Genomic DNA, 12,737 nt, shown 5'->3' on the forward strand with positions numbered 1-12,737 from the left:
AGCTGGTCTCCATCGCAGATACCAGCTTGAATCACGTTCAGCGCTGCCTGTGAATCCCTTTTGTCAACACGGCCTAGGTCCCTTTCAAAACAAACTGAATGTTTTGATCTGATGCTAAAGAGCGGCAGGTGCTGCGACAACATGATTTTAAACTTAGAAGAGAAAAGGGCGCCCGAAGGCGCCCTTGAACTCCGGTACAAAACGGTCAATCCGAGGTTTGGACCGCGTACAAAAAGGTCAAAACCCTGTACAGATCACAGGCCCGGCCTGGCCGCGACCAGATCGTTGACCGCCTTGGCGCGCGCTCGCACGATCCCTTGGATCATGCTGCCGCGCGGGTGTGTCAGCCATTCAGTTTCTTCGAAACCATCTGGTTGACAACGCCCGGATTGGCCTTGCCACCGGTTGCCTTCATCACCTGACCCACGAACCAGCCCGCCAGTTTCGGGTTCACCTTGGCCTTTTCGACCTGCGCCGGGTTGGCGGCGATGATCTCGTCCAGCGCGGCCTCGATGGCGCCGGTGTCGGTGACCTGTTTCATGCCACGTTTCTCAACGATTTCAGCAGGATCGCCGCCTTCGGCATAGACGATTTCGAACAGGTCCTTGGCGATCTTGCCCGAGATCGCGTCGGATGCGATCAGGTCGATGATGCCGCCCAGCTGGCTCGGGCTGACCGGGCTGTCGGTGATGTCGTGGTCTTCCTTCTTCAGCCGCCCGAACAGCTCGTTGATGACCCAGTTGGCCGCCAGCTTGCCGTTGCGCCCCTTGGCCACTTCCTCGAAATAGGTGGCCGATTCCACCTCGGCCGTCAGCACCGAGGCGTCATAGTCGGTCAGGCCGAAGTCGTTGATAAAGCGCGCCTTTTTGTCGTCCGGCAGTTCCGGCAGGCTGGCCGCGATATCGTCGACCCAGGCCTGCTCGATCTCAAGCGGCAACAGGTCGGGATCGGGGAAGTAGCGATAGTCATGCGCTTCTTCCTTGGAGCGCATCGAACGGGTCTCGTTCTTGTCCGGGTCATAGAGCCGGGTTTCCTGATCCACCTTGCCGCCCGCCTCGACAATGGCGATCTGGCGCCGCGCCTCATATTCGATGGCCGCCTGGATGAACCGCATCGAGTTCATGTTCTTGATCTCGCAGCGCGTGCCCAGATGCGAAAAGTCCTGTGTTTCCTGATACTTCTCATAGGCACCCGGGCGGCAGATCGACACGTTCACATCGGCCCGCAGGTTGCCGTTCTGCATGTTGCCGTCGCAGGTGCCCAGATAGCGCAGGATCTGGCGCAGCTTGGCGATATAGGCGGCGGCCTCTTCGGGGCCGCGGATGTCGGGGCGGCTGACGATCTCCATCAGGCAGACGCCGGTCCGGTTCAGGTCGACAAAGGACATGTTCGGATCCATGTCATGGATCGACTTGCCCGCGTCCTGTTCCATGTGGATACGTTCGATCCGGACCCGGCGCGCGGTGCCGTCGCCCATCTCGACCAGCACTTCGCCTTCGCCCACAATCGGTTGATAAAGCTGGGAAATCTGGTATCCCTGCGGCAGGTCGGGATAAAAATAGTTTTTGCGGTCGAAGGCCGATTTCAGGTTGATCTCGGCCTTCAGCCCCAGCCCGGTGCGCACCGCCTGTTCGACGCAGAACTCGTTGATCACCGGCAGCATGCCCGGCATCGCCGCATCCACGAAAGAGACGTTGGAATTGGGTTCGGCGCCAAAGGCGGTCGAGGCGCCCGAGAACAGTTTCGCCTGCGACGCGACCTGAGCATGCACCTCCATGCCGATCACCAGTTCCCAGTCGTGCTTGGCACCGGCGATGGTCTTGGGTTTGGGGGTCTCGAAGGTCAGGTCCAGCATGGGTGTGCCTCTTGTCCGCTTGGTACAAACCGCCTTCTAGGCGCGTGTGCGGCGTTGGGCAAGGGGGCACGGGGAAAGGGGCTTGATCTCAACCATGGTTGAGGCGGCAGGTTGGGACGAATCCAGATGGGAGGCACGGAAATGAGGCTGTTTGTGACAGGGGCTAGCGGGTTGGTAGGGAGTGCGGTTCTGCGCGCGGGCGTCGCGGCGGGGCATCAGGTGACCGGGCTGGCCCGGTCCGACCAAGCGGCGGAGCAGGTCAGGGGCGACGGGGCGCAGGTCTGTCGCGGTGATCTGCGTCAACCCGAGGTCTGGGCGGCAGAGGCGGTGGCGGCGGATGCCGTGATCCATGCCGCTGCCACATTCGGCCCGGATATGGGCGACGTTGACCGTGCTGCGATGGAGGCGCTGGTCATGGCGGCGCGTGACACCGGACAGCGCCCGCGCCTGATTTATACAGGCGGTATATGGCTTTACGGCGATACCGGCGGGCAGATCAGGGATGAAACCGCGCCCTTTGACCCTGCCACGCCCTGGGGTTGGATGCTTGACGCCGTGGCGATGCTGGAAGCGAGCGATGCCACCGATCTGGCAGTGCTGCATCCCGGCGCGGTCTATGACAGCACCGCGGGTGGCATGCTGGAACGGTTCCACGCACCAGAGGTCGAGATCCTGGGCGACCCGGCAATCCGCTGGCCGCTGGTGCATGCCGATGACCTGGCACAGGCCTATCTGCTGCTGGCCGGGTTGCCGGGGCAGGGCGGTCATTTCCTGGCCACAGCCGAACCGGGCCGCCCGGTGGGCGAGATCGCGCGCGTCGTTGCCGGGCCGGATGCGCAGATCCGGGTGCTGGATCGGGCCGAGGCCCTGGCGCGCCACGGCGACAGCGCATTCGGACCGATGCTGGATCAGAGACTTGCGGCGCGTCGGGTGACCGCGCTGGGCTGGCGGCCTGCCTACCGCGATTTCACGCAATGCCTATGAGACTGCTGGCGTTCAGATCCCGTGAAGTTGCGGGCCGTCCGGGGTAAACACCACGCGGTTGCCGCGCCGGATCTCGTCGCGGAACAGGTCGGCGATCACGTGCAGTGCGTCGGCCCGTCCCCGCGCCGCGAAGCGACCGGGAGAACTCACTCTCATGTTGTTTGCGAAACCGTCGGCTGCATGAGCCCAGATCAGGGGATGTACCTCTGTCAGATGGTCGCGGACGAGCCATTCGGTCGCCTGGCAGATCCGGATTCGGGGCATATCGGCGTCCTCGCTCAGGCCGAACCCCGCGCGCAGCGTAACGGCGCAATAGCTGGCCAGGAGATTCACCGTCTCTTGGTCGGGGCGGGCGGCGACGATATCGCGCAACCCGTCGATAAAGAAATCGACATCGACCCGCGCACAGGCGTTTTCGTCCAATGCGATGGCGTCGAAACAGACCCAGGTATAACCGCCCGCACCCCAGATATCCTGGGTACGCGCGGCGGTGCGCCGGGCCTCAAGTTCCAGCTCCTGATACGATCCGAACCAACGCGGCAGCAGGTGGTTGCCGAGCGCGCGCATGTGACGAGGGTTTCGCGGATCGAGGTCGATGAGATCTTCGTAGCAGTCGGCTACGTTCCGGTCCTGCGCTCTGCGACCCGCCAGCATCGAGCAGCAGGCCGCCTGAAGGATCGGACTGTTCAGTTCAAGACTGCACCAGCGGGCAAGTATGGCGCCAGCGCGATCGAAATGAGCGGCGCATTTCTGTTTGTTCAGCTTGGGAATGATCGTGTCGCGGACTGTTCCCCTCCAGATCCATGCCATGTCGATATGGGCAAGGGCGACGATCAGCGAGATATAGGGGTCGTCGGGATGATCCTGAAGCACGAATTCGAGCCCACGAATGCCGGCGGTCAGGGGAAGATCCGATTTGCGGCTGCTGTCTTCCAACGCCTCTTCGAGCGCGCCGACCACATCGCTGCGCGCGCCAAAGGCCAGAAGATCGGCGATCGGGGTTCCGCCGCTGGTGCGCGCGCGTTCTGAATCGGCGGCGCGGATTTCGGCGCTCAGTTCTGACCAGCGGTCCTGTCGGGCCATGAACTGACCGCGCATGCGGGCCTCGCGGCATTCCTTCTCATCCCGGCTGTGATCGGCGATGGGGATGGAAAGCGAGTCTTCGAGACGACCTGCCTGAGATGCTGCCGACAATGCCGGAAAATTGGCCGCGCGGCGAGAACGGCGCGCGGCCAGTTTCGGCAATGTACTCAGAAACGTGCGAGCGAGATGCAGCATACTTGTTAACGACCAGCCTTAGTGTTGTTGATATGCTCAGGGTGACGCTGATTTGCGGCACAAACATGGCTCAGTCAGGGTGTTTCGGGACAAGTTTTGCGGCACTGCCGGGGATTGCCGCTGTCTCGGCACCAATTCTCTAGAAGCGCGCGAAATGGTGCCGAATGACGGTCAAGCCCCGGCTTGTCAGCACCTCTTCGAACGCGCGATGTGGCGGGGTGCATTCCTGTGGCAGGCGCACGCGCTTGCCCGATCTGAGGCAAAGCGTAGTGCGAACCGAGAAATCCCAGCGGGTGTCCATGCGAACCCAGTCGATCTCGGCCAGTTTGGCGGTGCCGCTCATGCGGCCGGAGAACCAGTTGAGATGGGTGTCGTCCATCTCGAGCCCCGATTGGCGGTCGGTGGCGATTTCCCAGATCAGGGGCAGGCTCGGTAGGGTGCAAAGCGCCATCAGCCACCAGGCGGCGTCAAACATCACGATCAAGGCCGCCAGGCCCGCCCAGACTGCGCTCACGATTGCGATATTGCGCGGGCTGCGGGCGTGGCGGACGTATCGGATCGGCGCACTCACCGTCCGCCGGTGACGTCGAGTGTCGTCGAGGTGACGTAAGAGGCTGCATCAGACAAGAGGTACAAGATGGCCTCGGCCACTTCCTCGGCCGATCCGGTGCGTTTCATCGGCACCATATGCGCCAGGCGTTGCGCGCGGTCCGGCTCGCCGCCCTTGCCGTGCAACCCGGTCTCGATCAGGCCGGGCCGGATGGCGTTCACCCGGATGTTCTGACCCGCGACCTCGTCGCCCAATCCCTTGGTGAACGTGTCGATTGCGGCCTTGGAGGCGGCATAATCCACGTATTGGTTTGCCGAACCCAGCCGCGCGGCGGCCGAGGAGATGTTGACGATGGCACCGCCCTGACCATGGGCCTGCATCCGCAGCACCGCCTCTTTGGCGACCAGAATGGCACCGATCACGTTGACGTCGAACATGCGCCGCAGGCGGGCATGGGTCAGGTCGGTGACCTTGGCCGTCCTGTCTACGATCCCGGCGTTGTTGACCAGCGCGTCGAGACGCGGAAAGGCTGCATCAATGGCGGCGTACATCTGTTCGATCTGCTCGGGGTCGGCGACATCGGCGGGGCAGAGGATGACCTGCGCGCCGGCGGCGCGGGCGGCTTCGGCCACGGCCTCGGCCCCGGCCTGATCACTGCGATAGTTCAGCGCCAGATCATAGCCGCGGGCAGCGGCCAGACGGGCGGTCGCGGCGCCGATACCGGCGCTGGCACCGGTGATGAGAAGGGTCTTTCGCATGGCTCAGGCTCCTTTGATGCGGGTCAGCATTTCGGTCGTGTCGCGGCTCAGACCGGGTTGGGCAAGGATGCGGTCCAGCTGGACTGCGATCAGCGCCTGCCGATCCGCGTCATAGCGCCGCCAGGTCTGGAAGGCAGAGCACATGCGCGCCGTGGTCTGCGGGTTCACAGGGTCGAGCCGGATCAGCCAATCGGCCAGCAGTTCGTAGGCGGCACCACCGGCAAAATGGAACCCCGCGTGATGCATGGCCAGCGGGCCAAACAGGGCGCGGAAACGGTTGGGGTTCTTCCAGTTGAAATCCGGGTGCCCGGTCAGGGCGCGGGCGGTTTCCACCACCTTGTCGGGGGAGGCCAACCCGACCTGCAAGCCGAACCATTTGTCGATCACCAGCCGGTCGTGCCGCCATTGGTCATAGAAGGCTGCCAGTTCCGCCTGTCCCTTGCCCGCCTTGAGCAGGCAGGACAGGGCCGAAAGCTGCAGGGTCATGTTATCTGCGCGGCCATAGTCATCTGTTGCCTGCGCGCCGCCGTCGAGCCGCGTGAGCAGGGCCAGCGCCGCGCCACCAAGCGCGCGCTTGCCAGATTGCGCGGCATCCGGGGCAAAGGGCTGATCCACCTGGGTTTCGGCACGCAGGCGCGGCAGCAGGTCGTGCAAGTGCTGGGCCGTGGACTGTCGCAGCGTCTCGGTCGCGTCCCAGATCGCCTGCGGGTTCGGGGTCACACCGCGCCGGTGCAGGGTTGCGGCCAGTTCGGACTGGCTGGGAAGCCCAAGCATCAGCGCGCGATAGGCCGGGTCGAGCGTCTCGTCCCGCAAGACTGCCAGCAGACCGTTCAGGTAATCGGCATCGGGTGCCGCCCCTTCGGTGATCATCGTCAGCAGGCATTCTTCGGCCAGGGTGCGGCCCGCTTCCCAGCGGTTGAACGGATCGGTGTCATGCGCCAGCAGAAAGGCGCGCTCGGCCGGGGAGGTCTCGCGCTCCAGCACCACCGGGGCCGAGAACTCGCGCAGGATCGACGGTACCGGACGGGCAGCCAGCCCTTCGAAGGTGAAACTCTGCTGTGCGCGGGTGAACTCCAATATCTGGGTTGGCTGCACTTCGTCGCCGTTTGGCCCCAACAGGCCCAGCGCGATCGGGATCACCTGTGGCAGCTTGTCGGGCTGGCCGGGGGTGGGCGGGGTCACCTGCGACAGGGTCAGGGTATAGGTGCCGTCCTGCCAGTCTTCTTCGACCTTGACGCGTGGCGTTCCGGCCTGGCTGTACCAGCGCTTGAACTGGGCAAGGTCGCGCCCCGTGACATCCTCGAACACCTTGAGCCAGTCCTCGATAGTGCAGGCCTGTCCGTCATGGCGCGCGAAGTAGAGATCCAGCGCCTCGGCATAGGCGGCATCGCCCACCAGGCGTTTCAGCATGCCGATGACCTCGGCGCCTTTCTCGTAGACGGTGGCGGTGTAGAAGTTGTTGATCTCCTGAAAACTCTCGGGTCGCACAGGATGGCTGAGTGGGCCCTGATCCTCGGGGAACTGGCGGGCGCGCAACTCGATCACGTCGCGGATGCGCTTGACCGGCGCGCTGCGCAGGTCCGAGGTGAACTGCGCGTCGCGGAACACGGTCAGCCCTTCCTTGAGGCAGAGCTGGAACCAGTCGCGGCAGGTGATGCGGTTGCCGGTCCAGTTGTGGAAATACTCATGCGCGATGATCGCCTCGATTCGTTCGAAATTGTCATCGGTCGAGGTTTCCGGGCTGGCCAGCACGGCGGCCGAGTTGAAGATGTTGAGCCCCTTGTTCTCCATCGCGCCCATGTTGAAATCGTCGACCGCGACGATGTTGAACGCGTCCAGATCGTATTCGCGGCCATAGACCTCTTCGTCCCAGCGCATGGATTTCTTCAGCGCCTCCATGCCAAAGGCGCATTTGCCTTCGTCCCCGGGGCGGACCCAGAGGTTCAGGTCGACCTCGCGGCCCGAGACGGTGGTGAACCTGTCGGAATGGGCCACCAGGTCTCCGGCCACCAGCGCAAAGAGATAGGCCGGTTTCGGCCAGGGATCATGCCATTCTGCAAAGCCCTCGCCGCTTGCCCCTGGGTTGCCGTTGGACAGCAGCACCGGGTGTGGCCCGTTGATGCGCACGGTGAACGTGCTCATCACATCGGGGCGGTCGGGGTAATAGGTGATCTTGCGGAAGCCCTCGGCCTCGCACTGGGTGCAATACATGCCGTTTGATAGATAGAGCCCTTCGAGCGCGGTATTGGCCTCCGGATTGATCTCGACCTGAGCCTCCCAGACGAAGGGGGTCTCGGGGTTGGGCGGGGTGGCGGACAGGATGCCATCGCGGACATGCGGTTTCCAATCCTGCCCGTCGATCTTGGCCCATCGCAGAGACAGCCCCTCGCCATTCAGGCGGAAATCACGATTGTCGGTATCGGGGTTGGGACGAAAGGCGATGCGCGAGGTGACGAGGGTGGCGTTGGGGGCAAGGTCAAAGGTCAGGTGTACCTCGTCCACGAGATACCCGAACGGTACATAGTCCTTGAGATAGATGGTGGCGGGGGCGGCGTCGCGCATGGGAACCTCGGCTGCTGTCGCTTTGCCGAGACGTTAGGAAGAACGCGCCGGGGGTGCAAGCGGCGCTCAGGCATCCCGCGTGTGAGATTGCGCGCCTGGCTTGCGCCGGGTGCGTGCCGCGGCTGGGCCATTGTCCGGGGCACTTACGCGCTTGCGACCCGTTTTGCGGCGACCACCTGATTGCGACCTTGGGCTTTGGCACGATAAAGCGCCTCATCGGCGCGCTTCAGAACATCGCCCACATTCTGGCGCATCTGCCTTATCTCGATACCGATGGAGATTGTGCAGGACAGCTTGCGCCCGTCGATCATGACGGACTGAGCCTCGACCGCCTGGCGAACCGCCTCGGCGCGGAATTCGGCCGCTTAGAGGTCGAGACGTGGCACATAGATCACGAATTCCTCACCGCCAAAGCGGGCGGCGATACCTTCGGGCAAGCTCGACCTTTGCAGGACACGGGCGACCTCGATGATGACGAGATCGCCGACGTCGTGACCGTAGGTATCGTTGATCTGTTTGAAGTGGTCGATATCGGCGATCAGGATCATTCCGCCTTCTTCCGGCTCCTGTTCCAGCTTTTCCATCAGGCAGGCGCGGTTGTAGAGCTGGGTCATCTGGTCGATGCGGTTGAGGTGCGCCAGTTGCTGGTTGAGCCTGTCGATTTCGAGCAGGCGATCGGCGCCCCAATGCGTGACCAGCGGCGCCACCAGCAATGGCATGATGATCGCGGGGCGCAGGGCCTGGGGGTCGAGCGCGCCGACCACGATCACGGTGACGATCACCGATGCAATCACCGAAACCAGGGTAACAATGGCCACCGCGGCCCATTTCTTGCGGCGGGTGTTTATTCTCACGTCAATGCAGCCCTACGACCAGTTTCGTACCTATTCTGCACGGCTTGCTTGACAGCTCCTTAATTGCGACATGCCAGTTTCGGGCAAGTTTACTCAATTCCGGTTTCAGGCGAGCCGCTCTCGATGTGGCTTTCCGAAGAACAGGTGAAGTTTCGTGTTCTGACTTAGCGGCGCTGGGTCGGCTTGCGTTGCACTGTGAGCGGGTCAGGAAATACGCCCTGAAAACTGGTCAATTAAATTTACCGAAATGTTGCCTATCGGAAACTTTCGTTCTAATTGGAACCGGCATACGGTTGCACACGAATTTTGAGGCTGGAGGGCTGCGCATGGCGGGCAGGGTTGATCGGAGCGGGTTGCAGGTGGCGGGGGAACTGGCCGCCTTTGTGGAAGATCGGGCATTGCCCGGTACCGGCGTGTCGGCGGAGACCTTTTGGACAGGCCTGGCGCGGATGGTGGCGGAACTGGGGCCGAAGAACCGGGCGCTCCTGGCCAAACGCGAGGACCTTCAGGCCCGCATCGACGCCTGGCATATCGCACATCGCGATCAGCCGCACGATCATGAGGCTTACAAGGCGTTCCTGAGCGACATCGGCTACCTCTTGCCCGAGGGCGAGGCGTTCGAGATCGAGACCGCGAATGTCGATCCCGAGATCGCAACCGTTCCCGGCCCGCAGCTGGTGGTACCGATCACCAACGCGCGCTATGCGCTGAACGCGGCCAATGCCCGCTGGGGTAGCCTGTACGACGCGTTTTACGGCACCGACGCCATGGGCGGTCCGGCTCCGGCTGGCGGATACGACCGGGGTCGCGGCGCAAGGGTCGTGGCCCGGGCGCGGGTGTTCCTGGACGAGGCGTTTCCGATCAAGGGGACCAGCCATGCCGACGCGCGCCGCTATCACGTGCATGACGGGGCATTGCTGGTCGATGACCAGCCGTTGACGCACCCCGAGAAATTTGTCGGCTTCCGCGGCCATCCCAAGGCGCCGTCGGCGGTCTTGCTGCGCAATAACGGTCTGCATGTGGAACTGGTGTTCGACCGGACGCATCCGGTCGGCAGTCGCGATCAGGCGGGGCTGGCTGACGTGGTCATGGAAAGCGCCGTATCGGCCATTATGGACTGCGAGGATTCGGTCGCCTGCGTCGATGCCGAGGACAAGGTGCTGGCCTATTCCAACTGGCTGGGCCTGATGCGCGGCGACCTGACGGAGGAGGTCAGCAAGGGCGGCGGGACGTTCACCCGAGCGCTGAACGCCGACCGCAGCTATACCGCGCCGGACGGCACCGACCTGACGGTCAAGGGCCGGGCGCTGATGCTGGTGCGCAATGTCGGTCACCTGATGACCAACCCGGCGGTTCTGGACGCCGAGGGCGGCGAGATCGGCGAGGGTCTGATGGATGCCCTTTGCACCACGCTGATCGCCATGCATGACCTGAAACGGGACGGCGGCAACTCCGTCTCAGGTTCGGTCTATGTGGTCAAGCCCAAGATGCACGGGCCGGAAGAGGTGGGTTTTGCCGTCGAGATCTTTGACATGGTCGAGGATATCCTCGGCCTGCCGCGTAACACGGTCAAGATCGGCATCATGGACGAGGAGCGGCGCACCAGCGTCAATCTCAAGGAATGTATCCGCGCCGCCAGATCGCGGGTCTGCTTCATCAACACCGGATTCCTCGACCGGACCGGCGACGAGATCCATACCTCGATGGAGGCGGGGCCGTTCAGCCGCAAGGATTTCATCAAGCGCAAGTCCTGGATCACCGCCTACGAGAACCTCAATGTCGATATCGGTCTGGAATGCGGTTTGTCTGGCAAGGCCCAGATCGGCAAGGGCATGTGGGCGATGCCCGACAAGATGGCGGCGATGATCGAGACCAAGATCGAACATCCCAAGGCCGGTGCCAACTGCGCCTGGGTGCCCAGCCCGACGGCCGCCACCCTGCATGCGCTGCATTATCACAAGGTCGATGTCTTTGCGGTGCAAAAGGCGCTCAAGGCCGGGGGGCGGCGGGCGCATGTGGACGGGATCCTGGAAATCCCGCTGGCCAGTTTCCGCAAATGGTCGCCCGAGCAGATCCGCCGCGAGGTCGAGAACAACGCGCAGGGCATCCTGGGCTATGTGGTGCGCTGGGTCGATCAGGGCGTCGGCTGTTCCAAGGTGCCGGACATCAACAACGTCGGCCTGATGGAGGACCGTGCCACCTGCCGAATCTCGGCCCAGCACATCGCCAACTGGCTGCATCATGGCGTTGTGGACGCGCAAGAGGTGATGGCGGCGATGCGCAAGATGGCCGAGGTGGTGGATGGCCAGAACGCCAGTGATCCGGCCTATCGCCCAATGGCGCCGGGGTTTGACGGCATCGCCTTTCAGGCGGCCTGCGATCTGGTGTTCAAGGGGCGGGTGCAGCCCTCGGGCTACACCGAGCCGGTGCTGCATGCCCGGCGGCTGGAACTGAAGGCCGACCTTGGTGCGTGATTGAGAGGGCGGAGCGAGGGGGCTGTCTGCCCTCTCGCGCTACCCCGAGAGTATTTTCAACCAGAAAGAAACAGGGAGCGGAAAGATGGCAATCAGTTTGCGGCGTGCGCGGGTGATCATCCGCAAGGCGCTGGAGAAGGGGCGCGAGATGCAGCTCAAGCCACTGTCGGTGGTTGTGCTGGACGCGGGCGGGCATGTGATCGCGTTCGAGCGCGAGGATGGCGCGGCGCCGGGTCGGTTCGGCATTGCCCAGGGCAAGGCGTATGGATCGGTCATGCTGGGCATGGCGGGCACCGCGCAGATGGCGCGGGCCGAGGCGCAGGCCTATTTCATGGCGGCGGTTAACGGCGTCTATGGCGGCAAGGTGATCCCGGTGCCGGGCGGCGTGCTGGTGCGGGACAAGAAGGGCGCGGTGATCGGGGCGGTGGGCGTGACCGGCGATACCTCGGACAATGACGCGATTGCGGCGATGGCCGGGATCGAGGCCGCCGGTCTGGCTGGTGAAATCTGAGGCAGCGCGGCAATTGTGCGCATTTGAACAGGGGCTTGCGCCCCTGTCGGGCCGCTGTAGCTGTTGCGGGGCCTCAGATGGCGAGATAACCTCTGTATCAGGCATGTGACAAGAGGGGAAACATGGCGCGGCCTGTCGTTGGGATCATCGGAAATTCCTATCTTTTGAACGACCAGTATCCTACCCATGCTGGCGGTACGATGAACTCGGACGCTGTGGCGAACGTAGCGGGCTGCCTGCCTTTGTTGATCCCGGCGGATCCCCGGTTTGTCTCGGTGGAGGAGTTGCTGGAAACCTGCGACGGCTTCCTGCTGACCGGGGGGCGGCCGAACGTGCACCCCGAGGAATATGGCGAGGATGAAACCGAAGCGCACGGGCAGTTCGACCGGGCGCGGGATGCCATTACCCTGCCCTTGGTACGCGCCTGTGTGGAGCGCGGGCAACCCTTTCTGGGCATCTGCCGGGGTTTTCAGGAAGTCAACGTTGCGCTGGGCGGAACATTGCACCCGGAGATACGCGATCTGCCCGGGCGGATGAACCACCGGATGCCTCCGGATGGCACGCTGGAGGAGAAGTTCGCGCTTCGGCATGTGGTCTCCGTCAGCGAGGGCGGTGTTTTCCACCGTCTGTTCGGCGCCCGCGAGGTTATGACGAACACCCTGCACGGGCAGGGGATCAAGTGCCCGGGCTGCCGTGTGGTTGTCGATGGTGTGGCGCCTGACGGAACCCCCGAGGCGATCTATGTCAAGGACGCGCCGGGCTTTACCCTGTCGGTGCAATGGCATCCGGAATGGGATGCCGCCAACGACCCGGTATCGCGGCCGCTGTTTACGGCATTTGGTGACGCGGTGCGTGCCTGGGCCGATGGCCGGTCGCGACCGGTCATGCAGAAGTCGGCGTAAACCAGCAGA

9 protein-coding genes and 1 pseudogene are annotated in these 12,737 nt (G+C 63.5%); 4 read left to right on the forward strand and 6 right to left on the reverse strand.

Going from position 1 to position 12,737, the window contains the following annotated elements:
- Positions 1–343: 343 nt before the first annotated feature.
- The gene (gatB, locus tag OE747_RS17515) at positions 344–1,855 is read right to left on the reverse strand and encodes an Asp-tRNA(Asn)/Glu-tRNA(Gln) amidotransferase subunit GatB (RefSeq protein ID WP_263829843.1); all 1,512 of its coding nucleotides are present in this window, start codon (positions 1,853–1,855) and stop codon (positions 344–346) included.
- Between the two features lie 141 nt (positions 1,856–1,996).
- Between gatB and OE747_RS17520 the strand changes: the two genes are divergently transcribed.
- A complete protein-coding gene (locus tag OE747_RS17520; RefSeq protein ID WP_263829844.1) occupies positions 1,997–2,839 on the forward strand; it encodes an NAD-dependent epimerase/dehydratase family protein in 843 nt (280 codons plus the stop codon).
- A 12-nt stretch (positions 2,840–2,851) separates the two neighbouring features.
- On the opposite strand, the gene OE747_RS17525 is transcribed toward OE747_RS17520, so the two are convergent.
- The 5 genes and pseudogenes from OE747_RS17525 to OE747_RS17545 form a co-directional block, all read right to left on the reverse strand.
- Positions 2,852–4,117, reverse strand: a complete 1,266-nt coding sequence (locus tag OE747_RS17525) for a hypothetical protein (protein ID WP_263829845.1) — start codon at positions 4,115–4,117, stop codon at positions 2,852–2,854.
- A gap of 139 nt (positions 4,118–4,256) precedes the next feature.
- The gene (locus OE747_RS17530; RefSeq protein WP_263829846.1) at positions 4,257–4,631 is read right to left on the reverse strand and encodes a hypothetical protein; all 375 of its coding nucleotides are present in this window, start codon (positions 4,629–4,631) and stop codon (positions 4,257–4,259) included.
- Between the two features lie 53 nt (positions 4,632–4,684).
- Positions 4,685–5,425: an SDR family oxidoreductase gene (locus OE747_RS17535; RefSeq protein ID WP_263829847.1), complete on the reverse strand. Its 741-nt coding sequence runs from the start codon at positions 5,423–5,425 to the stop codon at positions 4,685–4,687.
- A 3-nt stretch (positions 5,426–5,428) separates the two neighbouring features.
- Positions 5,429–7,987 (reverse strand): aminopeptidase N, encoded by a 2,559-nt coding sequence (gene pepN, locus OE747_RS17540; RefSeq protein ID WP_263829848.1) that lies wholly within the window; start codon positions 7,985–7,987, stop codon positions 5,429–5,431.
- Between the two features lie 143 nt (positions 7,988–8,130).
- A pseudogene (locus OE747_RS17545) lies at positions 8,131–8,706 on the reverse strand (GGDEF domain-containing protein).
- Positions 8,707–9,167: 461 nt separating this feature from the next.
- Here OE747_RS17545 and OE747_RS17550 point away from each other — a divergent pair.
- The 3 genes from OE747_RS17550 to OE747_RS17560 all read left to right on the forward strand — a co-directional run bounded on the left by OE747_RS17550 (position 9,168) and on the right by OE747_RS17560 (position 12,728).
- The gene (locus OE747_RS17550; RefSeq protein ID WP_263829849.1) at positions 9,168–11,315 is read left to right on the forward strand and encodes a malate synthase G; all 2,148 of its coding nucleotides are present in this window, start codon (positions 9,168–9,170) and stop codon (positions 11,313–11,315) included.
- Positions 11,316–11,400: 85 nt separating this feature from the next.
- On the forward strand, positions 11,401–11,826 hold the full coding sequence (locus OE747_RS17555) for a GlcG/HbpS family heme-binding protein (protein ID WP_263829850.1): 426 nt from the start codon (positions 11,401–11,403) through the stop codon (positions 11,824–11,826).
- Positions 11,827–11,948: 122 nt separating this feature from the next.
- Positions 11,949–12,728: a gamma-glutamyl-gamma-aminobutyrate hydrolase family protein gene (locus tag OE747_RS17560; protein WP_263829851.1), complete on the forward strand. Its 780-nt coding sequence runs from the start codon at positions 11,949–11,951 to the stop codon at positions 12,726–12,728.
- Positions 12,729–12,737 lie beyond the last annotated feature (9 nt).

This window comes from Ruegeria aquimaris, assembly GCF_025751555.1.
Lineage (GTDB): Bacteria > Pseudomonadota > Alphaproteobacteria > Rhodobacterales > Rhodobacteraceae > Ruegeria_B > Ruegeria_B aquimaris.

Coding starts and splice junctions, on each gene's coding strand:
- OE747_RS17550 (WP_263829849.1), top strand. CDS start 9,168: ATGGCGGGCAGGGTTGATCGGAGCGGGTTGCAGGTGGCGGGGGAACTG.
- OE747_RS17560 (WP_263829851.1), top strand. CDS start 11,949: ATGGCGCGGCCTGTCGTTGGGATCATCGGAAATTCCTATCTTTTGAAC.
- OE747_RS17520 (WP_263829844.1), top strand. CDS start 1,997: ATGAGGCTGTTTGTGACAGGGGCTAGCGGGTTGGTAGGGAGTGCGGTT.
- OE747_RS17535 (WP_263829847.1), bottom strand. CDS start 5,425: ATGCGAAAGACCCTTCTCATCACCGGTGCCAGCGCCGGTATCGGCGCC.
- OE747_RS17525 (WP_263829845.1), bottom strand. CDS start 4,117: ATGCTGCATCTCGCTCGCACGTTTCTGAGTACATTGCCGAAACTGGCC.
- pepN (WP_263829848.1), bottom strand. CDS start 7,987: ATGCGCGACGCCGCCCCCGCCACCATCTATCTCAAGGACTATGTACCG.
- gatB (WP_263829843.1), bottom strand. CDS start 1,855: ATGCTGGACCTGACCTTCGAGACCCCCAAACCCAAGACCATCGCCGGT.
- OE747_RS17555 (WP_263829850.1), top strand. CDS start 11,401: ATGGCAATCAGTTTGCGGCGTGCGCGGGTGATCATCCGCAAGGCGCTG.